22 protein-coding genes are annotated in these 26755 nt (G+C 56.7%); 16 read left to right on the top strand and 6 right to left on the bottom strand.

Annotation, left to right across the window (positions count from 1 at the left end):
* Positions 1 to 45: 45 nt before the first annotated feature.
* From SANT_RS01040 to SANT_RS01020, 5 genes are all read left to right on the top strand, one after another.
* Positions 46 to 1011 carry an ABC transporter permease gene (locus SANT_RS01040; RefSeq protein WP_237234638.1) on the top strand — a complete coding sequence of 322 codons (966 nt, stop codon included), beginning with the start codon at positions 46 to 48 and terminating at the stop codon, positions 1009 to 1011.
* A 160-nt stretch (positions 1012 to 1171) separates the two neighbouring features.
* The gene (locus SANT_RS01035) at positions 1172 to 1588 is read left to right on the top strand and encodes a RidA family protein (RefSeq protein ID WP_025420474.1); all 417 of its coding nucleotides are present in this window, start codon (positions 1172 to 1174) and stop codon (positions 1586 to 1588) included.
* Between the two features lie 26 nt (positions 1589 to 1614).
* On the top strand, positions 1615 to 2499 hold the full coding sequence (locus SANT_RS01030; RefSeq protein ID WP_025420473.1) for a fumarylacetoacetate hydrolase family protein: 885 nt from the start codon (positions 1615 to 1617) through the stop codon (positions 2497 to 2499).
* A 179-nt stretch (positions 2500 to 2678) separates the two neighbouring features.
* Positions 2679 to 3677 (top strand): dioxygenase, encoded by a 999-nt coding sequence (locus SANT_RS01025; protein WP_025420472.1) that lies wholly within the window; start codon positions 2679 to 2681, stop codon positions 3675 to 3677.
* Between the two features lie 217 nt (positions 3678 to 3894).
* Complete coding sequence (locus tag SANT_RS01020; protein WP_025420471.1) at positions 3895 to 5061, top strand: FAD-dependent monooxygenase; 1167 nt, start codon at positions 3895 to 3897, stop codon at positions 5059 to 5061.
* Here SANT_RS01020 and SANT_RS01015 read toward each other — a convergent pair.
* On the bottom strand, positions 5058 to 6254 hold the full coding sequence (locus SANT_RS01015; protein ID WP_025420470.1) for an NAD(P)/FAD-dependent oxidoreductase: 1197 nt from the start codon (positions 6252 to 6254) through the stop codon (positions 5058 to 5060). The two genes, SANT_RS01020 and SANT_RS01015, sit on opposite strands and share 4 nt — an antisense overlap.
* Positions 6255 to 6527: 273 nt before the next feature.
* On the opposite strand from SANT_RS01015, the gene pitA reads away from it, so the two are divergent.
* On the top strand, positions 6528 to 8141 hold the full coding sequence (gene pitA / locus SANT_RS01010; RefSeq protein WP_025420469.1) for an inorganic phosphate transporter PitA: 1614 nt from the start codon (positions 6528 to 6530) through the stop codon (positions 8139 to 8141).
* A gap of 54 nt (positions 8142 to 8195) precedes the next feature.
* Here the strand turns inward: pitA and uspB are convergent, their stop codons facing one another.
* Complete coding sequence (gene uspB / locus SANT_RS01005; protein ID WP_025420468.1) at positions 8196 to 8531, bottom strand: universal stress protein UspB; 336 nt, start codon at positions 8529 to 8531, stop codon at positions 8196 to 8198.
* Between the two features lie 443 nt (positions 8532 to 8974).
* Between uspB and uspA the strand changes: the two genes are divergently transcribed.
* From uspA to SANT_RS00985, 3 genes are all read left to right on the top strand, one after another.
* On the top strand, positions 8975 to 9436 hold the full coding sequence (gene uspA / locus SANT_RS01000; protein ID WP_025420467.1) for a universal stress protein UspA: 462 nt from the start codon (positions 8975 to 8977) through the stop codon (positions 9434 to 9436).
* 457 nt (positions 9437 to 9893) lie between these two features.
* Positions 9894 to 10814 carry a LysR family transcriptional regulator gene (locus tag SANT_RS00990; protein WP_025420465.1) on the top strand — a complete coding sequence of 307 codons (921 nt, stop codon included), beginning with the start codon at positions 9894 to 9896 and terminating at the stop codon, positions 10812 to 10814.
* Positions 10815 to 10929: 115 nt separating this feature from the next.
* Positions 10930 to 12090: an NAD-dependent formate dehydrogenase gene (locus SANT_RS00985; RefSeq protein WP_025420464.1), complete on the top strand. Its 1161-nt coding sequence runs from the start codon at positions 10930 to 10932 to the stop codon at positions 12088 to 12090.
* A gap of 117 nt (positions 12091 to 12207) precedes the next feature.
* On the opposite strand, the gene rsmJ is transcribed toward SANT_RS00985, so the two are convergent.
* Together rsmJ and prlC are read right to left on the bottom strand one after the other, a co-directional pair.
* Positions 12208 to 12972 carry a 16S rRNA (guanine(1516)-N(2))-methyltransferase RsmJ gene (gene rsmJ, locus SANT_RS00980; RefSeq protein ID WP_025420463.1) on the bottom strand — a complete coding sequence of 255 codons (765 nt, stop codon included), beginning with the start codon at positions 12970 to 12972 and terminating at the stop codon, positions 12208 to 12210.
* Between the two features lie 5 nt (positions 12973 to 12977).
* Complete coding sequence (prlC, locus tag SANT_RS00975) at positions 12978 to 15020, bottom strand: oligopeptidase A (protein WP_025420462.1); 2043 nt, start codon at positions 15018 to 15020, stop codon at positions 12978 to 12980.
* Positions 15021 to 15305: 285 nt separating this feature from the next.
* On the opposite strand from prlC, the gene SANT_RS00970 reads away from it, so the two are divergent.
* Positions 15306 to 15728, top strand: a complete 423-nt coding sequence (locus SANT_RS00970) for a DoxX family protein (protein WP_025420461.1) — start codon at positions 15306 to 15308, stop codon at positions 15726 to 15728.
* Between the two features lie 226 nt (positions 15729 to 15954).
* Here the strand turns inward: SANT_RS00970 and SANT_RS00965 are convergent, their stop codons facing one another.
* Positions 15955 to 16995, bottom strand: coding sequence for a pyridoxal-phosphate dependent enzyme (locus tag SANT_RS00965; protein ID WP_025420460.1), 1041 nt, complete (start codon positions 16993 to 16995; stop codon positions 15955 to 15957).
* Positions 16996 to 17170: 175 nt separating this feature from the next.
* On the opposite strand from SANT_RS00965, the gene SANT_RS00960 reads away from it, so the two are divergent.
* Positions 17171 to 17839 (top strand): MarC family NAAT transporter, encoded by a 669-nt coding sequence (locus SANT_RS00960; protein ID WP_025420459.1) that lies wholly within the window; start codon positions 17171 to 17173, stop codon positions 17837 to 17839.
* Positions 17840 to 17977: 138 nt separating this feature from the next.
* On the opposite strand, the gene SANT_RS00955 is transcribed toward SANT_RS00960, so the two are convergent.
* Entirely contained in the window at positions 17978 to 19291 is a 1314-nt protein-coding gene (locus SANT_RS00955; RefSeq protein WP_051440071.1) for a purine-cytosine permease family protein, read from the bottom strand.
* Between the two features lie 994 nt (positions 19292 to 20285).
* Between SANT_RS00955 and SANT_RS00950 the strand changes: the two genes are divergently transcribed.
* From SANT_RS00950 to SANT_RS00930, 5 genes are all read left to right on the top strand, one after another.
* The gene (locus tag SANT_RS00950) at positions 20286 to 21128 is read left to right on the top strand and encodes a 23S rRNA (adenine(2030)-N(6))-methyltransferase RlmJ (protein WP_025420457.1); all 843 of its coding nucleotides are present in this window, start codon (positions 20286 to 20288) and stop codon (positions 21126 to 21128) included.
* 97 nt (positions 21129 to 21225) lie between these two features.
* Positions 21226 to 22578, top strand: a complete 1353-nt coding sequence (gene gorA, locus SANT_RS00945; RefSeq protein ID WP_025420456.1) for a glutathione-disulfide reductase — start codon at positions 21226 to 21228, stop codon at positions 22576 to 22578.
* A gap of 214 nt (positions 22579 to 22792) precedes the next feature.
* The gene (gene yhjD, locus SANT_RS00940) at positions 22793 to 23884 is read left to right on the top strand and encodes an inner membrane protein YhjD (RefSeq protein WP_025420455.1); all 1092 of its coding nucleotides are present in this window, start codon (positions 22793 to 22795) and stop codon (positions 23882 to 23884) included.
* 656 nt (positions 23885 to 24540) lie between these two features.
* Positions 24541 to 25863, top strand: coding sequence for an MFS transporter (locus SANT_RS00935; protein WP_025420454.1), 1323 nt, complete (start codon positions 24541 to 24543; stop codon positions 25861 to 25863).
* 110 nt (positions 25864 to 25973) lie between these two features.
* Positions 25974 to 26747, top strand: coding sequence for a CDP-diacylglycerol diphosphatase (locus SANT_RS00930; RefSeq protein ID WP_025420453.1), 774 nt, complete (start codon positions 25974 to 25976; stop codon positions 26745 to 26747).
* Positions 26748 to 26755 lie beyond the last annotated feature (8 nt).

The raw sequence follows: 26755 nt of genomic DNA, 5'->3' as shown, positions 1-26755 counted from the left end.
GGCAATGCCGGAGCAGGAGTTTGTATCATGAGTACAAGCAGAGAAATGGGGATATTTCCCTCGGGAAAAGGCGCAAAAAATAGAAAGCATTCACTGTCAGATTGGATGCTTCCTCTGCTGATTGTATTAACCGCAATCGGCGCGGGCATTGTTCAGCCCAGATTCCTCTCGGTCAGTAACGGTATTAACCTCGCCTGCCAGTTGGCGCCGCTTCTTATTATCTCGTTGGGGCAGGCGGTTGCCGTAATACGAGGCGGCCTGGATTTATCTCTCTCATCCTCGATGTCCCTGGCGGGCGTTGCGGGTGTGATGGTAATGAATCAATTGGGTATCCCAGCGGGGCTGATTGCTATGCTTCTCGTTGGCACGTTAACCGGCGCGGCGTCCGGGATACTGATTGCCATATTTAATACCTCACCGCTGGTGATTACTTTAGGGATGCTCTCTGTCGCCCAGGCGGTGGCACTTATTCTTTCAGGCGGCGTGCCTATTTATGATGTGCCGGCCCGCTATATTGACACGGTGGGCTACGGCACCTGGCTCGGTTTACCCGTGATGGTATGGATTGCCGTCGCATTGACTCTTTTTATCGGGGTATTGCTTAAATACACCCTATTCGGTCGTTATGTCTATGCGATGGGCTCGAATGTGTCTGCTGCGTCAAAGTCAGGCATTAACGTAAAGTTCAACACGGTTCTGGTGTATATGGTAAGCGGTTTTTGCGCCGGCACGGGAGCTATCATATTAACCGCGTGGACGAGCTCGGCCCAACCTATCGCCGCGGCGAATTTGACGCTGCAATCTCTTGCCGCGGTCGTTCTCGGCGGCGTGGCGCTGACGGGCGGCGCTGGCAATCTCCGGCAGGTCATTACGGGCGTGGTCGTTTTAACGCTATTGTCCAATGTCATGAACATGGTCGGTGTCTCCGCCTATTACCAAACGCTCGCGGTAGGTATTGTAATTATTTTAGCCGTTATTCTCGACCGCTTTCGTCGTCGCGAATCACATTAATTACCTGGTTGCGTTTCGCCGACCAGCGGGGTGATATGGCATCGCGGGACGCGTTACAGCACACCGGCAGCCGCTTATTCATTCGCTACGCGTATCGCGAATGCGGTCAAATGCAGCAGATGATTATTAATTTCACATTTAGCCATACAGGAGAATTAGCGTGTCTGACAACGTTCAATATATTAACCCCGATAACGCCAGTCCGGCGCAGGGGCTTTATTCCAACCTGACGAAAGTGAAAGCTGGCGATCTTTATTATATTTCCGGGCAGCTGTCGGTAGGCGCTGACGGCGCAGTGGTGGGAAAGGGAGATTTTGATGCGCAGTTTTCACAGGTGTTTAAAAATTTGGGGGATGTCCTGGCCGCGGTCGGCTGCGATTATAACGACGTGGTGAAATTCAATACCTATCTGGTGGCCTCTCAGCATATTGATAACTTCATGAAAAACCGGCAAGCGCTGTTTCCCGCACTGTTTTCCACGTCTGATTATGCACCAAATACGCTCCTGGTGGTGGACAGACTGGTAAAAGAAGATTTTCTCATTGAAGTTGAAGCCGTTGCCCGTGCGCGTGATTAATAATTCTTTAGACTGTAGGTGTTAATATGAAGCTGGTTACGTATCTGCTCTCTGGCGAGAAAAAAATCGGTGTGATTAGCACATCTGGAAACATTGTCGATGTGACTGATATTGTCAATACCAACGATATGAATGTGCTTATCGAGAATTATGCATGCTATGAGGGTTCGCTAAAAATGTGTAGTGACGGCCCTGATGAGGGTGGGATCCCGCTCGGGCACGTTCGTTTGCTGGCGCCCATCCCCTCTCCCCGCCGAAATATCTTCTGCGTCGGCAAGAACTATTATGCGCATGCGCACGAGTTCGGTAACAGTGGCTATGACTCCAGCGCCGCCGCGGGCAACATACCGACCCACCCGATAATTTTCAGCAAGCCTTGTACGTCCGTAAGCGGCCCGGATGATGGGGTTGACAGCACGCTCGACCCCTATGACACCCTCGATTACGAAGCCGAGCTGGCGGTGGTCCTGGGTAAAAAAGGGCGCGTCGCGGAAAGTGACGATCCCCTGTCGTATATTTTTGGTTTCACCTTGGTAAACGACCTGACTTCACGTCACCTGCAGAAACAGCATAGCCAATGGCTATTGGGTAAAGGCTGCGATGGATTTTGCCCCATGGGGCCCCTGCTGGTCACCGCGGATGAATTTGGGACGCTCGGTTCGCAAATCCTTTCCTGCACCGTCAACGGTGAAACAAGACAACAAGCCGCCATTCGTGATTTGATCTTTGATATTCCTACTCTGATTAAAACCATAGGTCAAAATATCACGTTACTGCCTGGAGATATTATCGCCACCGGTACGCCTGCCGGCGTTGGGTTAGGTTTCTCTCCGCCAAAATATTTACGCCGGGGCGACAAGGTGGTGGTAGCCATGGCTGAAATAGGTGAATTAACCAATAGCATTATCTGACCATCGCAAGTCATGCTTTTGCCCATCGGGCTCGGTATTACATCGGATAACCTAGCTGTATCGATACGGATTAGCTCTGCCCTGTATTTTGTCTTTAATATTAATCGAAAGACCAGGGGCAATTACAGCGCTGTTATCTTTTCAATAATCAGAAATTAATGATTTAATGAGGTACTATTATGGCCAAGATTGTAAGTGCAATCAGTATGTCCCATGTTCCCGGCGCCCTGGGCTGGGCCGATGCGCCTTCGGCACAGCAGCGTGAGCGCCTGGCGATGATCCATGCCAAACTCAAGCGGTGTATTGATGAGACAAAACCCAATCTCATTATTGCCTTTTTAGATGACCATTTTGAAAACAACTTTCGCAATTTGATGCCGACGTTAGGCGTACCGGTGAGCGATGCGAATATCGGACCGGCGGAATATATGATGAAAGCGCTGAAGTTTGATAAACAGCACAGCATTGCCAGTAACGCGGAAATTGCGCAGATGCTGCTGGAGAAATTGGTCCACGGCGGTTTTGATGCGACGCGAATGGGGGCTATCGAATATGGTAATAACCTGATGATGCCGCTTTTCTTTATTAATCCCGAGTTCACTATTCCCGTGGTACCCGTTTATATCAACGTCTTCTCCCCCCCTCTTATGCCGTATTCCCGAGCGTACGATTTGGGCTTAAAAGTACGGGAGATTATCGATTCACTGCCGGATGATTATCGCGTTCACTTCCTGGCAACGGGGGGGCTTTCTCATTGGCCGCCGGTCTGGGTCGAGGGCGCGCCGGAAAATGACGAATTGCTGCAGCGCATGAAAGTCTATCAGACCGTCGGCAAGAGCGCCCTTATCGACGATCCTACGCTTTACTCCGATTTTGCCCAATATGAAATTGACATGATGAGCAGGATGGAATGGCCCCTGGGCCACAGCCATCCGCTGGTCAACGAAGAGTGGGATCGCGAAATGCTGGAGCGTTTCGAGGCTGGCGATATCGACTACATGCGCGCCCTTACCTATGAGGAAGTAGAGGAGCGTGGCGGCCACGGTGGGCATGAGGCGCTGAACTGGGTAGCGCTGATGGGCGCAATGAAAGGGGCCCGTCCTGATTATGTTGCTTATGAATCCGTGCCGGAATGGATTACAGGTATGAGCTATTTAACCTATCCCGGGCAAAGCTGATGTTTATCGTCTGAGAGACATTTATCTCCAGGGAAAAATGCAAGCAAATACCGTCTGATCAATAAGGCTCCCTGCCCTGGGCGCCTTGATCCGGGACGTTGCCGATAGTTACTGGCGTACGCCTGGCGATCATTTTCCCTCGGATCCTTATGTCGCTTTCTTGCGCCGAATGACGCGGCGCCCCACGTTTGTTGAACATGACTGGAGAATACTCCCGATGGCACGAATCGCAGTAATCGGAGCGGGTATGGGCGGATTGGCCTTTGCCGCCGCGATGAGAAACAGTAGGCATGAGGTGTCCGTCTATGAACAGGCAAATGAGCTGACCGAGCTAGGCGCAGGCATTTCTCTTTGGGCGAACGGGACACGTCTGTTCGACGAAATGGGCATTGCCTTCCCAATGGCCGAACGGTCATGCGAAACGGAAGCGGCCTATTTTCGCAATGAAGACGGCAGCGTGGCGGCCTGCCAGCGGCTGGCGCGTGATAACTGGTACCGAAATGAGTACGGCTATCCCTATTATGGCGCTTTCAGAACCGATCTTCAGTCCGCGCTGCTGGATGTCGTCGGCCGCGAGACTATCCGGCTCGGTAAACAGCTGACCCGACTGGATGATACCGGTGATGAAGTCACGCTGTACTGGGCTGACGGTACCCTGGCTAGCGCCGATTTGGTGGTGGGGGCTGACGGCATCCGATCCGTAGTGCGACAAACGGTAAGCGATGACGGTCGGCCGGTATTTACCGGGAATAGCGCGTTTCGCGGCCTGGCCAAGACCGCCGTCCTGGACCGCCTTCCCGAGCCGCATTCCTTTACGGACTGGATGGGCGACGGGATGCACGTGCTCAATTTTCCCGTAGGGAAAGACTTCGCCTATCAGACGATCGTGGTGTTCATGGATGGCCCGGAAAAATGGGAGCATGACGCCTGGCGGGTCCCTGCCGACGCCGCGGCCATCGGCAAAAAGTTTGCCCATTGGCACCCCGCGGTCGGGCAACTGCTTGAGCACGTCAACCTGGCTGAACGCTGGGGCATGTTCCAGGTCAGTCCCATGACCTCATGGCATCGCGGGCGCGCGGTGTTAATCGGTGATGCCGCACACGGTATGATGCCGCATCACGGTCAGGGGGCGATTTCTTCGTTTGAAGACGCCGTCGCCCTCGCTCATGTTATCAACAACGACGCACTCTCATCCGTGCACGCGAAGCTTGACGCCTTTGAGCTGGAGCGTAAAGCTCGCGCTGAGCGCATTCAAAAATCATCGCGCAGCGTCAATGATTGCCTGCATCTGCCTGAGGGGGCCGCGCGCATGGAACGTAACCTGATACTGAATGCGCTCGGCAAGCATTTTTCATGGCTTCATAGCTACAAAATCGGCGTTTAACCTCGGGCCAGCGCCTGCGCGCAGGCCCAGGCGGAGCTCCAGGCCCACTGAAAGTTATAGCCGCCCAGCCAACCGATAACATCGACCACTTCGCCGATAAAATACAGCCCCGGCACAGCGTTGCACGCCAGCGTTTTGGAGGACAGCCCACGAGTATCCACACCGCCCTGAGTCACTTCGGCGGTGCGGTAGCCTTCGGTGCCGTTGGGCTGAACTCGCCACTGCTGCAGCGGCGATACCCACTGCGCGATATGGCGCGGGGTCAGCTGTTTCAGGCTGATATCCGGGATGTCGTGCAACTGGTACCAGCATTCAACCAGCCGGCGCGGCAGCAGTTTCGCCAGGGTATTTTTCAGACTCTGGTTGGGATGGGCGGCGGTTTCCTCGCGCAGCACGTCCGGCAGCGCCACATCCGGCAGTAAATCAATCGTCAAAAACTCGCCCGTTTGCCAGAAGCTGGAAATCTGCAAGATGGCCGGTCCAGACAGACCGCGGTGGGTGAAGAGGACATTTTCGCGAAACCGGGTACCCTCCTCGGCGCTGACGATCGCCGGCACCGCGACGCCCGCCAGCGCCGCCAGCGGGTCCAGCAGCGGTTTATGCAGTGTAACCGGCACCAGCGCCGCCCGCGTCGGTATGACGTCCAGACCAAACTGTTGGGCAAGACGGTAGCCAAACGGCGTCGCGCCCAGACCGGGCATCGACAGCCCGCCTGTGGCGACCACCAGCGCGGGGGTGAAAATGTCCCCCTGGGGCAGCGTCAGCAGAAAACCGCCGTTGTGCCGGGTGACCGACAGCACTTCGCTGCGCAAACGTAGCGTGACCTGCCCAAGCCGGCACTCCGCCAGCAGGAGATCCACGATCTGCTGCGCCGAGTCATCGCAAAACAGCTGCCCGAGCGTCTTTTCATGCCAGGCGATGCCGTGGCGCTGCACCAGATCGATAAAATCCCATTGCGTATAGCGTGCCAGCGCCGATTTGCAGAAATGGGGATTTTGCGACAAGTAGGCGGCCGGTTCGATGTACAGGTTGGTAAAATTGCAGCGGCCGCCGCCCGACATCAGGATCTTGCGGCCCGGTTTTTTGCCGTTATCCAGCAACAGCACGCGGCGACCCAATTGGCCCGCCTGGGCGGCGCAAAACATGCCCGCCGCGCCGGCGCCGATCACCACCACTTCAAACTGTTCTGCCATTATCTCACTCTGCCTATACTCTTAATGGGCGACCTGACCCGCAGGCGCCAAGACTGCGGCCCGATTGTAATGGGCCCGGCGGCACATTGCTATGGTAACAAAATGCTAGATTGGGTAAAAAAGCGTATCTTGCTGAATTTGATAGTTTATAGGGGGTAGTACATGCTTGTCGGCGGCAAGTTTATTAAAAAAAGGTCATATTTTCCTTTTCCCCTGGCCCTCTTGTCGCAGATAATGCGGCCCGTTCATGTCCAAACAATGGCGTAACTCTCTATGCTACATCTATTCACCGGCCTGGAATTCCATACCGGTCTAATGTTGGTGCTCGCATTAATCTTTGTTCTGGTTTATGAGGCCATCAATGGCTTTCATGATACGGCCAATGCCGTAGCCACCGTTATCTACACCCGCGCGCTGCGCTCTCAGCTGGCGGTCGCCATGTCCGGGGTGTTTAATTTCCTCGGGGTCCTGATGGGCGGGTTGAGCGTGGCCTATGCTATCGTTCATCTCTTGCCGACCGATCTCTTGCTTAACGTCAGTTCCGCCCACGGTCTGGCAATGATGTTCTCCATGCTGCTGGCGGCTATTTTGTGGAATCTCGGCACCTGGTATTTCGGCCTGCCGGCCTCCAGCTCGCACACCCTCATCGGCGCAATTATCGGCATCGGTCTGACCAACGCTCTGGTGAGCGATAGTTCGGTGGTGCAGGCGCTGAATATCCCCAAACTGATTGAGATCTTCCTGTCGCTCATTATCTCTCCACTGGTGGGGTTGGTGCTGGCGGGCGCGATGGTTTTCGTTCTGCGCCGCTACTGGAGCAGCACCAAAAAACGCCGCCGGATCCATCTGACCCCGGCGGAGCGGGAGAAAAAGGACGGTAAGCGTAAGCCGCCGTTCTGGACCCGTATCGCCTTGATCTTCTCCGCCGCCGGCGTGAGTTTTTCCCACGGCGCTAATGACGGCCAGAAAGGCATCGGGCTTATCATGCTGGTGCTGATAGGGGTTGCGCCGGCGGGTTTTGTGGTCAATATGAACGCCAGCGGCTACGACATCAGCCGCACCCGCGATGCGGTTAATCATTTGCAGCAGTATTATACGCAGCACCCCGGCGCGTTCACCCACGTCGTCGGCCCGGACGAGGCGCCTGTGCCGCCGCCGGCCGCGGCAATCCCCGCCCCCGCCGCGCCTTTGCCCGGCGCCGCATCTCCTGGCGGCCCCGCCGTTCCCCCCGCCGCCAGCGGCGCGCCGATGGCGAATGGTCAAATGCTGGATCCAAGCATCGCCCCGCAAACGCAGGAATTCCATTGCGACCTGTCGCGGGCGTTGTTCGCCATTAATCGCGCCTCGCTGCTGCTGGGCAATCTGGACAGCTACGAAACGCTCAATGCGGATCAGCGCTCCCACGTACGGCGCCTGCTGATGTGCATCGCCGATACCGCCGATAAAGTGGCGAAGCTGCCGGAAACCTCCGCCGCGGATAAACGTTTCCTGTCGAACCTGCGTCAGGATCTGCTGTATACCGTGGAATACGCGCCGATGTGGATCATCATCGCCGTGGCGCTGGCGTTATCGTTGGGCACCATGGTTGGCTGGCGCCGGGTCGCTACGACCATTGGCGAGAAAATCGGTAAAAAAGGCATGACCTATGCCCAGGGGCTATCGGCGCAAATGACCGCGGCGGTGTCCATCGGCGTCGCCAGCTATACCGGCATGCCGGTGTCGACCACCCACGTGCTGTCGTCCGCGGTGACCGGCACCATGGTGGTGGACGGCGGTGGCGTGCAGGGCAAGACCGTGAAAAACATCCTATTGGCCTGGGTGCTGACGCTACCGGTGGCGATCATTTTGGCCGGCAGCCTCTACTGGCTGGCGCTAAAGCTTATCTAACCGCCGCCGCATAGGGCAGGACGGCCAATCGGCCGTCTTTTTTTTGCCTGCGATTCAGTGCCAGATTGCCAGGGCGATGAGGCTGACCACAATGAGACCGCACAATGCGCTGGTCAACATAAACTGCCCCCGCACGCGCTCACAGCGGCGAATGAATTCCGGGTCGTGGTGATCCAGATAGCGCTGGGCGAAAATGTAGCGCACCAGACGCAACTGCTTGCTGGGCTGTCCATGAGCGGTAAAAAAACCACTGCCGTCGACATACTGATACAGCAGCGGATCGCAGCCGCGCAGCACGACCAGCAACGCTCGCAACGAAGAATAATATCGAGCCATATTAACAATGCATACGACACATAAAGCCCAGAACAGCGCAACAGTGTTCATTATGATCCTCCCGGCAACATCCAAAACCGCAGCGAAGCCCGCCTACCGCGGGGTAGACAGCGGTTATAACCGATATATGTAAGCTTACGACTGACAGACCATCTGAAGTTTGTTGCTATGCGCAGGGGAGCGGCGCGGATGAGAACTGTGAGATGGCATACTGTTCAGTGTAGAAAAATTTTGACAAAAGCCGCCAACCGAAGCGATAGAAATTATGCATTTTCGCAAAAAAAGTTTTACCGTGGCATCAGCTGAGGGCTGCCGGCCTCATCGGGGGGAGATATCGTGACCCCTCTCGCAGTTGCGTGGGTTAGCCGCTTCGTTACCCGGTCGAGTGCGGCTATACTGAAAGAGGGACATAAAGACTGGAGATAGTGCGTCCGCTGTCGCCGGGGTCGCAAATTGCGACGAGAATAGACGAGTGACATTTTGCAAGGAGTCTGATTATGGCTTACAAACACATCCTAATAGCCGTCGACCTTTCACCGGAAAGTAACGTGCTTGTCGAAAAAGCCGTATCGATGGCCAGACCATATAATGCCAAAGTTTCCCTGATTCACGTTGACGTCAACTACTCCGACCTGTACACCGGTCTTATCGATGTCAATCTCGGCGATATGCAAAAGCGCATCTCCGAAGAAACGCAGCACGCCATGACCCAGCTGTCGCAAAACGCCGGCTATCCGATTACCGAAACGCTGAGCGGCAGCGGCGATTTGGGGCAGGTGCTGGTGGACGCCATCAATAAATACGACGTGGACCTGGTCCTGTGCGGACATCACCAGGATTTCTGGAGTAAATTGATGTCCTCGGCGCGCCAGCTTATTAACACGGTCCATGTGGACATGTTAATCGTGCCGCTCAGCGATGACGGCGACGATGAAGAAGATATGGATGATATCGCCTGATAGGCGCGCAACGGCACCCCACGCCGGCCTGGTGACGCGCTGAAGGCAGAGGGTGAAATGCGTAATGCCGCGCGCGGCGCTACCTCAAGGCCGCGCGAAGCGCTGGCCCGCGGAGCGCCGGCTAAAGGCCGTGGTCTCGGTCAGCGTCTTGGCCGAAGGCCTTACTGTCTGCCGGCGCCTTATCGGCGTCATGATCTTATCGCCACAGCCACACCCCAGACCGTTTGATCGATGCAGCGCTAGCCCGTTAATCATGCCCTCCCTCAAAGCCGTTCAAGCCCATTCGCTGCCCGCTATGTTCGTCGTGGAAAAACCTATTGCGGCCGTGGGGTGAGAGGGAAGAGTTGGCACGCGGACGCATCGCTACTCTCTTTGACATTGTCATTGCTGGATATGCCTGGCCCTTTGCCGTAGGGAACATTGGCCACAGGGATCGCTTACCAAAAGGAATTACTCTATGTTCATTCGACAACTTCACTATTTGATAGCGCTGGCGGAGCACCGCCATTTTGCCCAAGCCGCCGAGCATTGTTGTGTTTCACAGCCCTCTTTATCCACCGCGATTCGCCAGCTGGAACAGGAACTGGGGATCACCATCATTCAGCGCGACCACCACTTCCAGGGGTTTACGCCTGAGGGCGGACGCGTGCTGGCTTGGGCAAGACAAACGCTCGCGTCTTTAGATGGCCTGAGGCAGGAAGCCGCGCTGGCACAAACGGTGGCGGGCGGCGTTCTGGCGATAGGCGCCATACCTTCGGCAATGCGCGTAGTATCCCTGTTAATCAACGAATATCGCCGCGAAATTCCGCGGCTGAGCCTGAAAGTGTTTGCGTTGAGCACCCATGACATACTGGGCCGGCTAAAAAAGCATGAACTCCACGTCGGTATCGCTTATACGGAGCAGTGTCCGGCCGATATCTATGAAGCCCTGCCGCTTTTCTCCGAGCGCTTTGTGCTTCTGACCGGCGTCGGCGCGACGCTGCCCGACAACAAGGTTTTGAGCTGGGCGGAGGTCGGTCAATTCCCTTTGTGCCTCTTCAATCACGAAATGCACAATCGCCGGATCATTGAATACGCCTTCCAGCAGGCGGGCGTGAGCCCCACGGTTGTCGTTGAAACCAATGCGCTCGACGTGCTTTATGAGATGGTAAGCCGCGGCCGGGTTTGCAGCATTGCCCCTATTAGCGCGGTACCCGCCTGTTTTTTCACCCATGGCATAGGGATTCATCCCATCATGCCGCAACCCGCGCCGGAAATAAGCCTGCTGCGCTTGCGTCAGGAAAATCAGCCGGCGCTCCTTTGCAGCATTTGGGCTATGACCCCGCAATGTCATCTTCAGCAGGCGCTCGACCAGGCGATAACCCGCCACGCCAGATAGGGGGTAGCTATCACGGGATGGTAGCAAACGATTAGACGATTTCGTCGCCATGGATCAGAGTAGATAGCGCGTAAGCAACGCAATTCAAGCGCTTTCATTAGCCTAAGGATGGACTATGTCGAAGATTTTATGTGTGCTTTACCCCGATCCGGTGACCGGCTATCCCCCCGTCTACGCCCGTGACGCTATTCCGGCGATCCACGCCTATCCGAGCGGTCAGTCCACACCAACGCCATCGGGGCCGCTGGGTTTTAGACCCGGGGCATTAATAGGAAGTGTCTCTGGTGAATTGGGTCTGCGAGGTTACTTGGAAAGCCACGGTCATGAGCTGGTCGTCACCAGCGATAAAGAGGGGGCGGACTCCGTTTTTGATCGCCACCTCCCCGACGCCGATGTCGTGATTTCACAACCGTTCTGGCCCGCTTATCTCACCGCCGAGCGCATTGCCAAAGCCCGCAGGCTCAAACTGGCCCTGACCGCCGGCATCGGCTCGGACCATATCGATCTTAAGGCCGCGGCCAGCCGGGGTATTACCGTGGCCGAGGTCACCTTTTCAAACTCCATTAGCGTGGCGGAGCATGTGGTGATGACTGTTCTGGCGCTGGTCCGAAACTATCTTCCCGCGCACCTGATGGCCAAAAACGGTGGTTGGAACATCGCCGACTGCGTGGCCCGCAGCTACGATATCGAAGGTATGCACTTTGGCACATTGGGTGCCGGGCGCATCGGCCAAGCGGTTCTCCGTCGGCTCAAATCTTTCGATATGACGTTACACTACTACGATCCCCATCGCCTGCCGGATGAACTGGAGAAACAACTCGGCCTGACTTACCACGAAACGCCCGCATCCCTGGTCAAGGTCTGCGACGTCGTCAACCTTCAGACACCGCTCTATCCCTCTACTCAGGGTTTCGTCAATGACGCCTTTTTGGCCAAGTTTAAACGAGGGGCTTATTTGGTGAATACCGCGCGGGGCGCACTCTGCGATCGCGACGCCATCGCCCGGGCATTAACCTCGGGGCAACTGGCCGGCTACGGCGGCGATGTATGGTTTCCCCAACCGGCGCCGGTTGATCATCCCTGGCGCAGCATGCCGAATCACGGCATGACGCCACATATCTCCGGTACCTCGCTATCAGCACAAGCGCGTTACGCAGCCGGAACATTGGAGATTCTGCAAAACTTCATTGACGGTAAACCTATCCGTAAGGCGTATTTGATTGTTGACGGCGGACGCCTGGTCGGGGCCGGTGCAAACGCCTATAAGCTTACGTAGACCTCTAAGTTACCTGCAGCGACGGCGGCGACCTAGTCTGACGCAGGGGTGTGCCTATTACAGGGGCGCTTAAATGTCCCTGAAGGCCAGCGTCGCGTATTGTTGGCCGTTAGCCCTTCATCGGGGGGTACCGTCCTGCGGCGGGTACAGATCAAAACGATGGTTCTTGGTGGTGATGGACGCTTGCGCCGCCACCCCCGCCAGCGGCGGCGCGTAATCCGGCCGTTTCACCACCACCCGGCGCATCGCCAGCGCCCGCGCGGGCGCCAGCAGCCCGTCGGCATCCTCATCGGCACCCACCAGCAGTTGAAATACCCGCATCTCCTTTTTCACCAGCGCGCTTTTCTGCCGGTGCGGAAACATCGGATCGAGATAGACCACATCCGGCGCGGGGCGCAGCTGCGCCAGCGCGTTCAGGCTGGAGCCGTGATGCAGCGTCAGACGCGCCTCCAGCCAGGGACCCAATTCCGGATCGGCATACGCGCGGCGCAGGCCGTCGTCCAACAGCGCTGCCACCACCGGATGACGCTCGAACATTCGCACCCGGCAGCCCAGACAGGCAAGCACAAAAGCATCGCGCCCCAGTCCGGCGGTGGCGTCGACCACATCCGGCAACCATTGGCCTTTGACGCCCACCGCTTTGGCCACCGCTTCGCCGCGCCCGCCGCCGTAGCGACGCCGATGCGCCATGGCGCCGGTAACGAAGTCCACGGCAATTGCGCCCAGTTTCGGCTCGTCCCGCTTGCGCAATTCCAGCCGTTCAGACGTCATCACCAGCGCCATAACGGCCTGAGGATCGCTTATCACCCCCCAGCGCGCGGCCAGCGTCTGCAAACACGAAGGATCAACGCCGGCCTCGCTTTGCAAAACAACCGTGCTCAAGCCCCCTATTCCCGGATGCCGTAATGACGCAGCATGGCATCCAGTTGCGGCTCGCGGCCGCGGAAACGGGCGAAGAGTACCATCGGCTCCTCGGAACCGCCGCGCGACAAGATGGTATCAAGGAAGGATTCGCCGGTGTCCCGGTTGAAGATACCTTCCTCCTCGAAACGCGACCAGGCATCCGCCGCCAGGACATCCGCCCATAAGTAACTGTAATACCCTGCCGCATAGCCGCCGGCAAAAATATGGCTGAAGGCATGGGGGAAACGTCCCCAGGCCACCGTCGGTACTACCGCCACCTGTTTTTTCACTTCCGCCAGGGTCTCCAGCACGCGCGCGCCCTGCTCCGGTTGGTATTGATAATGCATGCGGAAATCGAACAGGCCGAACTCCAGCTGACGCAGAATAAACAGCGCCGCCTGATAATTTTTTGCTTCCAGCAGCTTGTTCAACAGTTCATCGGGCAGTGGCTCACCGGTTTCATAATGGCCGGAGATAAACGCCAGTGCCTCGGGCTGCCAGCAGTAATTTTCCATAAACTGGCTCGGCAACTCCACCGCATCCCAGGGTACGCCGCTGATACCGGCTACTCCCGGGGTATCGATACGGGTCAGCATATGGTGCAGCCCGTGACCGAATTCATGAAATAGCGTGGTGACCTCATTGTGGGTAAATAGCGCCGGTTTCCCGCTTATCGGCCGGTTGAAGTTACAGGTGAGATAAGCCACCGGCTTTTGCAACTCGCCGTCGGCTTTGCGCATCATGCCTACGCAATCGTCCATCCAGGCGCCGCCCCGTTTGTTGTCGCGGGCGTACAAATCGAGATAAAAACTGCCGCGCAGCTCGCCATGCTCATCAAACAGATCGAAGAAGCGGACATCCGGGTGCCAGGTGTCCACATCGCTACGCTCTTTGGCCGTGATGCCGTAAATGCGTTTAACCACCTCAAACAGACCGCTGACGACCTGCGGCTCAGGGAAATAGGGGCGCAACTGCTCGTCGTTAATGGAGAACAGGTGCTGTTTTTGTTTTTCACCATAATAGGCGATATCCCACGGCTCTAACCGATCGCGGCCTAACTGGCTTTGCGCAAAGGCGCGCAGCTGCGCCAACTCCTGCTCGCCCTGGGGACGCGCGCGCCTGGCCAGATCGGTCAGGAAATCCAGCACCTGCCGGGGATCCTGCGCCATTTTGGTGGCCAGCGATTTATCGGCATAGCTCGCGAATCCCAGCAATTGCGCCAGCTCATGGCGCAGCGCCAGAATTTCACTCATCAGGGGGCCATTGTCCCATTTGCCGGCATCCGGCCCCTGATCGGAGGCTCGGGTGTTATAGGCGCGATAGAGTTCTTCCCGCAGCGCGGCGTTGTCGCAATAGGTCAGTACCGGCAGATAGCTGGGGATGTCCAGCGTTAGCAACCAGCCTTCCTGCTCGCGGGCCTGCGCCTGGGCGCGAGCGGCGGCAAGCGCGCTTTCGGGCATGCCGGCCAGCGCCTGTTCATCGGTTATCAACTTGCTCCAGCCCATGGTCGCGTCCAGCACATTATTGCTGTAGGCCGAACCCAGCTCCGACAGACGGGCGACGATCTGCCCGTAGCGCTGCTGTTTTCCCGCCGGCAGTCCGATACCGGACAATTCAAAATCGCGCAGCGCGTTATCCACCGCTTTTTTCTGCGCTACGCTCAGCTGTACATAATGCTGGCCGTCGCGCAGATTCCGATAGGCTTGATACAGACCCTTATGTTGCCCCACCCAGGTGCTGTATTCAGACAGCAGCGGCAGGCTTTGTTCATAGGCTTCGCGCAGTTCCTGACTGTTCTTCACCGCGTTTAAATGGCCCACCGGCGACCAAATCCGGCTCAAACGGTCATCCGCATCCGCCAGCGGCTGGCAGAGATTTTCCCACGTGAACGGGCCGGGCTGGGCCACGACTTCCTCAACGGTGTGGCGGCAGTGCTCAAGCGCGGCTTTCACCGCCGGCACGACGTGCTCAGGACGAATAGCGGCAAAAGGGGGCAATAAAAACGAGGTCAGTAACGGATTAGTCATAGCGCAGTCCTGATGTTCGTGAAGAGCCAATAGGATTAACATGAGGCTAACTATAGCGAAAATCAATGGTGAGCGAAGCGTATCGGCCGCCGCGCGGCGCGACTGGTCATTTTCCCTCCGCCGGGTACCGACCCCGGCGTGATTAAGCGGCGGTTTCCAGCCTTTGTCGCGGTTTAGCGATTAATTGCTTGATCTGGTGCAGGTAAATGTTCAGTAATTAGGAGTTGAATAGTTATTATTAACACCTAAATACGCATCTCGCGTTATCTGAGGACGGGTATCACCATGCTAACTGCCTTTAACCGAATGTTGGACAAGCCGGATCTGGGGAAATTGCTGCTACGGTTTACCTTTGGCGCCATGATGTTGTTTCACGGCATACACAAGCTGTTATTCGGCATCACTGGCATCATCGGGATGGTTCAGGCCCACGGGATGCCCGCCATCGTCGCCTATGGTGTATTCCTGGGGGAGATCATTGTGCCATTGATGTTTATTTTCGGCATTCTGGTGCGACCCGCCGCGCTGATTTTCGCCTTCACCATGCTGTTTGCCTGGCTGATTACCGAACCCGGCATCATTTTTACCCTAACAAATGTGGGCGCCTGGGGGCTGGAAAATATCGCCGTTTATCTTTTTGCCGGGCTGGCCATCGCACTGTTGGGCTGCGGCCGTTATAGCGTGATGCGAAATCCCGCCTGGCGATAAGGATCGACGCTCGTGAACCTGGCGCCGTAAGAGCGCAAGGCGGACCGACCGCACCGCGCAGGACGGGTCCGCCGGCGAAGCCGGATGGTCGAGTGGGTGGCGCCAGAGAGACGGCCTGGCGCGTCAAGGGAAAGCGAGGCGCCGCTCCGCTCGCGGCAAAACAGAATAAGTGTCGCCGGGACGGGGCTTCGCAGGCGTTAACGCCGCCCGCTAATTGACGTCCCGATCAGGTAGCCGAAGCCGGATGCAGCGCACCCAGCTCATGGAAATAACGCTCTCCCCGATCACGCTCGTCATCGCTGCCGGCATCGGCGAACAGCGTGATAACGCGCTGCGCCGGCGTCATCGCCTGCGCCAGTCGATAGGCGCTGCGCCAATTGGCCGCGGCGGAAGCGCCAATACGGATCCCGGTCAAACGATAAAATTCATACATCGCGCTCAGCGATTCCTGCCAATTGATGTGATCAAACGGCACAGCGTCCAGCCCCGCATTGGCGATAAAGGGTTGCCGAAAACCGAACCCCATGCCGCCCGCGCCGCCGAATTTATCCCTATCATTGGGGGGATCATAGGTTCCAAACGGCAATTCGCTGGGGGTAGTACCGCGCACCACAAGCGCCGGGTTATCCTGAACAAGCGCTTTATAAACGCCGCTTAAGGTGCCGCCGGTGCCCACCGCCGCCACCCAGCCGTCCGCTTGCTCATTTGCCAGCTGGCGGCGGATCTCTTGCCCGGTCTGGTATTGATGCACCGCCACATTCACCAAATTCAGGTGCTGTGATAGCAATGTCCAGCCGGGATCGCGCAACCCTATCGCCTGAGCGCGGCTGATAAGACCCAGCAGAAAATAACGGCTTTCCACGGTGCTTAGTTCAGCGCCGGCCTCGCGCAGGAAGCCCACCAGCGGCGGCGGCGAACTATCGGGAATGATCAAATGTATCGGTATGCCGCACAGCTGGCCCAGTTTCGCCAGGGCTTTTCCCATGTTGCCGCCGGAGGCGTCCAGCAGCTTTAGCGGTCCGCGGCTAAAATCATGAAGATTTATCGCCTCACAGAACATACCGAACGCCGCACGATCTTTTACCGAACCGAACGGATTGACGAATTCATATTTCGCCAAAATTTGAGCGCCTCCCGGGGGGCTGGGAACCGGTTGCAAGGGCGTATTGCCCAACGCCTGATAAAAGGGGATTAATGTCGGGAACAGGCTCAGCGCGCGGGCGGGATCCGGCGCGCCTTTGAGAGAATTGAACAATTCAAAATTCATGTGCTTTCCTTGGCTGCGGGCTAGGCGAAAATGACTGAATCATTCTTATTATGAGAACTGACAATTTAACAGTTGGCTAGGGTGGGTCAACGCCTGTAAAATTAATGACTTATTGCTTTCTGGTCGTCGGTTTTGGCACCGAGGCGGTCAGCAAAACGGTCAGGAGACAGCGTGTATGTTTGAACTTTTCAAAGCAATCGGCCTGGGCCTGATGGTGCTGCTGCCGCTGGTGAACCCGCTCACCACCGTGGCGCTGTTCCTTAGCCTCAGTAAAAACATGACCGTGGAGGAGCGCAATCAGCAGGCGCGGCTGGCGTCGGTCTATGTCTTCGCCATTATGATGGTCGCCTTTTATGCCGGTACGCTGGTGATGAATACCTTCGGGATTTCCATTCCGGGGCTGCGAATTGCGGGTGGGCTTATCGTCTCCTTTATCGGTTTTCGCATGTTGTTTCCCGCACAGACCGATGATGACTCCGGTATCGCCGAAAGTAAGGCGCGCGAAATGCATAAGCATAAAACCACCAATATCGCCTTTGTGCCGCTGGCGATGCCGAGTACGGCAGGGCCGGGTACTATCGCCATGATCATCAGTTGGGTGTCTACCGTTAACGAGGATGTCTATTTCGCGCCCTGGATCACCGCCCTGGCGCCGGTGCTGGTATTTCTGACCATCAGCGTGATTGTCTGGATCGCGCTGCGCAGTTCTGGCGCCATTATGCATGTGGTCGGCGCCAGCGGTATCGAGGCGATTTCACGGCTGATGGGTTTTTTGCTGGTGTGTATGGGCGTTCAGTTTGTTATTAATGGCGTACTGGAGATCATTGCCGATTATCATGCCTGATGGCGCTAGCGGCGAACGGCGCAGGATCCCGCGCTCGATGAGCGCCCAACAGCCCGGAGCGGCGTTGCTGCTCGCGGTATCAGCCATGCGAGTGCCGCAACCGCCGCACCGCTCATGCCTCTCCCCACCCGCCGGCGATTACGCATCAGACCGACATCGCATCGCTAATTTCTGTTTCACTTCCGCCAGCAGCCAATAAATCAGGCCGGCCGCCAACAGCGAATTCAGCGACGGGATCCCCAGATGAAAAGCGAAACCCACCATACTGCCACTTAGCCAGGCCACGATACCCGACCAGCCGATCGCAGGCGTCGACGCCGCATCTGGCAGCACGTGGCGCTCGCGCGTGGCATCCAGCAGCGTGCGGTGGGTGCGCAACACGTAATAATCCACCAGCATGATGCCGGCGATCGGCGGGAACAGCACGCCGAGAAAAATGAGAAAGTCGACAAAATGACCAATGATGCCCAGAACCGAAAGCATCGTGCCGGTCAGCCCCAATAGCAGCGTCAGCCAGCGGTAGCGCCATTTGCGGCGGCTCAGTCCCTCCAGCGCCGTCGCCAGACCAAGGCTTGCGGAGTACAGGTTGACGTCATTCACTTTGATGGCGGAAAGGATCACGGTAACTAAACCAATCCAGCCGGCGCTATGGGACATAATAGTGACCACATCCGCCGTTCCGAGCGCGTGGGCGACGATGATGGACATGCAATTTATAATTATCTCACCAACAACAATAGATGAAGTAATCATAAACAAAACGTGGTTCTTATTTTTACAATAGCGGCTGATATCGGGAGAAATTAACGCGCCGACAATGCAGCCACCCGCCACCATGGTGGCCCCCTGACTTAATGACATCGCTGGGCCATTTGGCTGGCCATCCCAAAAATTAATCACATCGGGGCCGCTGACAATATCGTATAAGATATACAGCACCACCAAGAAAAATAATGGGACGGAGATTTTCGCCGTCCAACTGAGTGCGGAAAAACCGTATAAAACCAACAGCGTGATGATCAATCCGGACACAACGGCGGCGGCAGGATAATTGAGCATGCCCTGAGAAGCGTGCAGCAATCCATCGGCCAGCACCGAATTCTGCACGCCAAACCAGCCTATTAGGCTTAGGGCAATAAATATGCCAATGATCCCCGAACCGATGCGCCCGAACCCGCACCAGCGGGCCAGCAGGCTGGTGCATAATCCCTCTTTCATCCCGACCAGCCCCATTCCCAGGCTGACGATTTCCAATATCAGGCTGCCGAGGACCGTCGCGAGCATGGCCTGCCCGAAAGTCATGCTGTGGCCTAAGGTTGCGCCAACCATAAATTGCGATAAGGACGTCATCATCCCCATTCGCACCAGCGTAGCATTTAACAGACTCGCCCGGGAACTTGTCGGCACCCGATTATAGGCATGGTCATTTTTATTAATATCTGCTCCCTGCATTATAATCCTCCCTTTTATTAAATACCGCCTGGTATCCTGAAGCGGTCTGGCATCACATGCACTAAATAATATGAATATTAAATGATTTGATATTTGAAGCGACGACGGGATCATAATGAAACACATTAATGCGCATTTCAACTCCTGAACACGACTCAGTTAGCCGCGACGTAATGACATCTATATTAAAATAGATAATGCCACAATAAACGAACACGACATTTAACGATCGGCTTAACCAGGGCGTGTGCCTCCCCCCTATCAAGCCACCGCCGTCACGTTGTCGCAAGCGATTCTCACATTTGGCGCAAAAAGAAGGTAACGCGCAGGCCTTAAGCCGTTTTATCCCGTGGCTTCCCGCTTGGAGCTGGCGTCCGACCATCGCTGCCTGATACCTGATACCTGATATCTGATACCTGATGCCTGGTGCCTGATACCTGATACCTGATGCCTGATATCTGGTGCCTGATGCTTGGTGCCTGATACCTGATACCTGATGCCTGATGCCTGGTGCCTGATGACAAATGACCGATCGCCACCCCAGCCACCGAGGGGCGAGGCGGGCACGCTCTCCTGGCATCAGAGTTCACCATAATGCGTGTCGTTTACCGTTATCATAATCCCTCCAAGACAAGGGAATACCGCCATTAACCCTCGCAAACCTCCCTTTTTCCCGCATCTGCACGCCCTGTATTGGCGCGCTTTTTGCGCCCCGCGCGGCGATGACGGCTGAAAACCTTCGCGCCCGGCGCGGGATCACGATGAGGGCGGGTGCGCCTTTCTGCGCTTCATGCTATAAGCGCCGAGGCGTAGGGAAGCTTCTAACCCCTTTCACCCTCATCCTGATATAATCGTCCCTCTGGCCTGGTGTTTCGATGCTGTTCGTTCTTTGGTGATGTGCGCGGGTCCTTGAAACATACCGGGGCCGGCAGGGGCGAACGACAGCATCGGCATTAATAAAAGACTCATTCAATCTCAAGTAGATATCAAACCTATGCTCAGCTATCGCCACAGCTTTCACGCCGGCAACCACGCCGATGTGCTCAAACATACCGTGCTCAGCCTCATCCTGAGCGCGATGAAGGAAAAGGAAAAACCCTTCCTTTATCTCGACAGCCATGCCGGCGCGGGCCGGTATTTGCTTTCCAGCGAACAGGCCGAGCGCACCGGTGAATATCTGGAAGGCATCGCCCGGATCTGGCAACGTGACGATGCCCCGGCTTTGCTGGCCCCTTATCTGGAGGTGGTCCGTCATTTCAACCGCGCCGGCCAGTTGCGCTATTATCCTGGTTCGCCTCTGCTGGCCCGCCAACTGCTGCGCGGCGAGGATAAGTTACATTTGACCGAGCTGCACGTCAGTGACTATCCGCTATTGCGCAGCGAATTTCACAAAGATCCTCGGGCCTCGGTGCTGCGGGCTGACGGTTATCAACAATTGAAGTCCCAACTGCCGCCGGCCTCCCGTCGCGGCGTGGTGCTGATCGATCCGCCTTATGAGTTGAAAACCGACTATCAGGACGGGGTCAGCGCGATTCAGAAAGGCTATAAACGTTTCGCTACCGGCGTCTATGCGCTGTGGTATCCGGTGGTGCTGCGCCAGCAGGTAAAGCGCACCCTGTCGGCGCTGGAGCAAAGCGGTATCCGCCGTATTCTGCAAATTGAACTGGCGGTCCGTCCCGATAGCGACAGGCGCGGCATGACCGCCTCTGGCATGATTGTCATCAATCCCCCCTGGAAACTGGAACAACAGATGAACGCGTTGCTGCCGTGGCTGCACCAAACGCTGGTGCCTTCTGGCCAGGGTCACGCTTTCGCGCGCTGGCTGGTGCCGGAGTAAATCAGGCGGCCTATCAAAGGGATTGATGCAATCTTTGCGACAACGCGCGTTTGCACGTTACACTTGTGCCAACGATTTTGCTGAAGGAAACGCCCGAATGACCCGACATTACGATTACCTCGCCATTGGCGGCGGCAGCGGCGGCATTGCGTCAATCAACCGCGCCGCCCAATACGGCCGTAAATGCGCGCTGATTGAAGCCAAATACCTCGGCGGCACCTGTGTCAATGTGGGCTGTGTCCCGAAGAAAGTAATGTGGCACGCCGCGCAAATCGCCGAAGCAGTGAGGTTGTATGCCCCCGATTACGGGTTTAGCACGACCGTGGAAAAATTCGACTGGCGCACCCTGGTCGAGAGCCGCAGCGCCTATATCGATCGCATCCATCAATCCTACGACCGGGTGCTGGGCAATAATCACGTGGACGTCATCCACGGCTTTGCCCGTTTCGTCGATGCCCATACCGTGGAGGTCAACGGCGAACGCATCACCGCCGATCACATTTTAATCGCCACCGGTGGCCGTCCCAGTAAAGTCGCCATCCCCGGGGCGGAATACGGCATTGATTCCGATGGGTTTTTCGCGCTGGACGCCATGCCGGAGCGCGTAGCGGTGGTGGGCGCCGGCTATATCGCGGTAGAGATCGCCTGTGTGCTAAACGGGCTGGGGGCCCAGACCCATTTGTTTGTCCGCAAACACGCGCCGCTGCGTACCTTTGATCCGCTGATTGTCGAGACGTTGGTCGAGGTCATGCAGGCGGAAGGGCCGACGTTACATACCGGCTCGGTGCCGCGCTCGGTGACGAAAAACCAGGACGGCAGCCTGACTCTGACGCTGCACAATGACCAGCAATTCACCGTCGATGCCTTGATATGGGCCATTGGTCGCGAACCGGCCACGGATAATCTTAATCTGGCGGCGGCGGGGGTCGAAACCGACAGCACGGGCCATATCCAGGTGGATAAATATCAAAATACCAACGTGCCGGGTATTTACGCCGTCGGCGATAATACCGGCGCGGTAGAGCTTACGCCGGTGGCGGTTGCCGCCGGTCGCCGGCTGTCGGAGCGGCTGTTTAACAATAAGCCGGAAGAGCATCTGGACTATACGCTCATACCGACGGTGGTATTCAGTCATCCCCCCATCGGCACCATTGGCCTAACCGAGCCGGAAGCCATTGAAAAATATGGTAAAAATGAGGTCAAGGTCTATAAAACCTCCTTCACTTCCATGTATACGGCGGTCACCCAGCATCGTCAACCGTGTCGAATGAAGCTGGTTTGTGCCGGTCCGCAACAGAAGATTGTGGGCCTGCACGGTATCGGTTTCGGCATGGATGAAATACTACAGGGTTTTGCGGTCGCCATTAAAATGGGCGCCACCAAACAGGACTTCGACAATACCGTAGCGATTCACCCGACCGCGGCGGAAGAACTGGTGACGATGCGGTAAACCGTTTATCGCCCCCGCACGGGCCAGCCTGGCTGGCCGTGTTCCGCCTTACCCCCTGATTGCCGTGGCGTGAAGGGGTCGACCTCCTACACTACGGCCGGGACAGTGGCCTTGCGCGCAAGACGTCGGCGGCATGCCGGCCCCTCAGTTGAGATCATTGGCTATAATTATTTTCACTACGACAATAACTTATGGGCTGACGTTGAGAGGGATTATGGCCGAAAAAAAACCGCATGCCGCCACCGCCCGTGAACCGGAAATTACCACGCCGCTGACCACGCTACATACCGGCCATGAGTCGATTGATAAGGTTGCACACCGCTCCGGACGGCTTATCGAAAAGATCAGCGCTTATCCGGTGGTGGCGCATATGATCCGCGCCGCGGAACGGTTTAGCGATCGGATGGGCAGCCAATTCGGCGCGGCAATCACCTATTTTTCGTTCCTTTCCCTGATTCCCATACTGATGGTGTCGTTTGCCGGCGTCGGTTTTTTTCTGGCGTCCAATCCGGATATCCTCACCGATTTGATTAATAAAATTGCCGACAGCATCAGCGAGCAAACGCTGGCGAGCACGCTGAAGGACACGGTCCGAACCGCCGTGCAACAGCGCACGACGGTGGGGGTAACCGGTTTACTGGTGGCGCTTTATTCGGGTCTGAACTGGATGGGAAACCTGCGCGAAGCCATCCGCGCCCAGCTGCGTGACGAATGGGAGCGCAATCCCCAGGAGCAGGAGAAATTTTACCTGAAATACCTGCGCGACCTGGTTTCATTGATAGGGTTGGTGGTAGCGCTCATCGTCACGCTGTCGCTGACGTCTGTTTTCGCCGGCGCACAGGATGCCATTATTCGGGCGATGGGGCTGGACACCGTCACCTGGCTGCGGCCGGTGATGGTAGTGACGGGCATGACGCTTTCGATGCTGGCTAATTTCCTGTTATTCCTGTGGATATTCTGGGTCATTCCGCGGCACAAACCGCGGAATAAAGCCATTTTCCGCGGCTCGCTGCTGGCGGCGTTCGGTTTCGAGGTGATCAAAATCATTATGACCATGACGCTACCGCAACTGGTCAAATCGCCCTCTGGTGCCGCCTTCGGCTCGGTCATCGGGCTCATGGCGTTCTTCTATTTCTTTGCCCGTCTCACGCTGTTCTGTGCCGCATGGATAGGCACCGCCGATTACGCCGGCGAAAAGGATAACCGAGAGGAAACGGGTCTCCCTCCTCAGGATGCCGCCGATAATCGCCACGCCGCCGCCGACAATCGGCTCGACGCCGGCGGAAATAAGCCTTCCGGCCGGTGACCGGCTCGACGCCGGCGGGAATATGCCTTCCGGCCGGTGACCGGCTCGACGCCGGCGGGAATATGCCTTCCGGCCAATGACCGGCTCAACGCCGGCGGGAATATGCCTTCCGCCCGGTGACCGGCTCAACGCCGGCGGGAATATGCCTTCCGCCCGGTGACCGGCTCAACGCCGGCGGGAATATGCCTTCCGCCCGGCTGAGGGGTGCCGCTGGAGTTTAGGACGTTCGCCGCCGAGGGTAAGAAGGCCCGGCGCGTCGAAATCACCTCGCATGCGGGCCAAACCGAGTTCTTGTGGTCAAGAATAGGGGCCGTCGTGGCGCCCGGACCCTAGCGAATATGTCGGCATTCACGACCGTAACAATACACTGCGCTGCGATTTCGCTAAAAAAGCAGCTCATTCTACCAACTTTTACATTTTCATAACCATAAACCAGCATTTATATCTGGTTGATAACTTTTCTTGCGGGTTTTTACAGAAAATAACTCTGTTGCAAGCGTTTTCCCCCGTGGCTTTCCCTGTCAGAACAGTAGGGCGAAAGATAATCTGCTACTGGCCGCCGGAAATGACTATTTGGTCAAAATTCAGCCATTGAAATGCCTTATTTCTCTGTCTAAGATGCCTATCTTTTCGTAGTTGACCAATAAGAAACAATTATGCAAGTCTCAGCAGCACCGACTCTGGATTCCGACGCAGCAGCGCCCCCCGTTAATTCGCGGGGCAAAGTGATTGTTGCTTCGTTGATCGGCACCGCCATCGAATTCTTCGATTTCTATATCTACGCGACCGCCGCGGTCATTGTTTTCCCCCATATCTTTTTCCCGCAGGGGGACGCCACCGCCGCGACGCTACAATCGCTGGCCACCTTCGCCATCGCGTTTATCGCCCGGCCGATTGGCTCGGCGCTGTTCGGCCATTTTGGCGATCGCGCCGGCCGCAAAGTCACTCTGGTGGCCTCGCTGCTCACCATGGGCATCTCAACGGTGGTGATCGGTCTCCTGCCGGGGTATGAAACCATCGGCGTGCTGGCCCCGCTGCTGCTGGCGCTGGCCCGTTTCGGCCAGGGTCTCGGTCTGGGAGGCGAATGGGGCGGCGCGGCGCTGCTGGCGACGGAAAACGCGCCGGCGCATAAACGCGCGCTGTATGGCTCCTTCCCGCAGTTGGGCGCCCCTATTGGTTTCTTTTTCGCCAACGGCATGTTCCTACTGCTTTCCTGGCTGCTGACCGATGAACAGTTCATGAGCTGGGGCTGGCGGGTGCCGTTCCTGCTGTCGGCCGTATTGGTACTGATTGGGCTTTATGTGCGCGTCTCGCTGCACGAAACGCCGGTTTTCGCCAAAATCGCCAAGGCGAAGGCGCAGGTGCGCATGCCCATCGGCACCCTACTGAAACAGCATCTGAAAGTCACCGTTATCGCTACGTTTATCATGGTCGCCACCTACACCCTGTTCTATATCATGACGGTGTTTTCCATGACCTATGGAACGGCTCCCCTGCCGCGCGGTCTGGGTTTCTCGCGCAACGACTTTCTGTTGATGCTGATGATTGGCGTCATTGGTTTTGGCCTGATGGTCCCCGTCGCCGGTCAATTGGCGGATAAATTCGGCCGCCGGCATACCATGATAGCCATTACGGTATTGATTATGGCCTTTGCGCTGGTGTTCCCGTCGCTCTTGGGTTCCGGCAATATCTGGGTCGTCATGGCGTTTTTGTTGATAGGATTTATGGTAATGGGCCTCACGTTCGGCCCCATGGGCGCGCTATTGCCGGAGTTATTTCCTACCGAAGTTCGCTATACCGGCGCCTCTTTTTCCTATAATGTGGCCTCAATCATCGGCGCATCGGTCGCCCCGTATATTGCCGCCTGGCTCACCGCCAATTACGGATTATTCTACGTGGGTATCTACCTGGCGACGATGGCCTGCCTGACATTACTGGCGCTGCTGGCGGCGCATGAAACACGGCACCGGGCGCTGTAAATTGCGCGGCTAAGCGACCTGCCGGTAAAATAACGGTAATGGCGGGCTGTCATCCCAGCGGATGCGGCCCGTTTTTTAATGCGGCGTAGAGAACATTAAGAGGGTGACCCATGACGTGGCAACAGATCAAATATGCGCTGCTGCTGGTGATTGTTATTCTGGTTGCGGCGCTCGGCGCCTGGCAATATTACGATACCTCCTCGCCGAAACATCCCGACGCGCTGTGGCGGATAGTGAGCGAAGAGTGCGTGCCGCACCAATTGCAGCGCGGGGATCCTTCGCCGTGCAGCGAAGTGAATACCGCCGCCGGCTATGTGGTGCTTAAGGATTTGGTGGGGCCGCTGCAGTTCTTACTGATGCCCACCGAAAAAATCAGCGGTATCGAAAGCCCGCGCTTGTTGTCCACCTCGACGCCCAATTTCTTTTATCTTGCCTGGCAGGCCAGACATTTTTTATCCGACCGGCGTGGTCAGGCGATAGGCGATCGTTTTCTGTCGCTGGCGATCAATTCCGCCTACGGGCGGACGCAAAATCAGCTGCATATTCATATCTCCTGCCTGCGGCCCGATATTCGCGAACGGCTGGATAACGATGCCGCCAGCATCAGCACCGATTGGCAACCGCTGGCGCAGCCGGTGCTCGGCCATGAATATCTGGCCAAGCGCATTTCCGCGGCGGGGCTGGCGGCGCAAAGCCCGTTTTTGCTGCTGGCGCGCGAAGTGCCTGAAGCGTCCGAGGAAATGGGAGAATTCGGTATGGCGCTGACGCCGTTGCCCGATGGCTCGCTGGTACTTCTGGCCAGCCAGCGCAGCTTACTGCACCGAAATACCGGCTCGATTGAAGAGATCCAGGACCATAGCTGCGTCATTCTCAAGGGTCATTGACCGGTCCG

Origin of the sequence: Sodalis praecaptivus (assembly GCF_000517425.1) — a bacterium.
In the GTDB taxonomy this organism is placed as follows: domain Bacteria; phylum Pseudomonadota; class Gammaproteobacteria; order Enterobacterales; family Enterobacteriaceae; genus Sodalis_A; species Sodalis_A praecaptivus.
The sequence above is the reverse complement of the archived record's forward strand: the minus strand, read 5'-3'. Positions and strand labels throughout refer to the sequence as shown.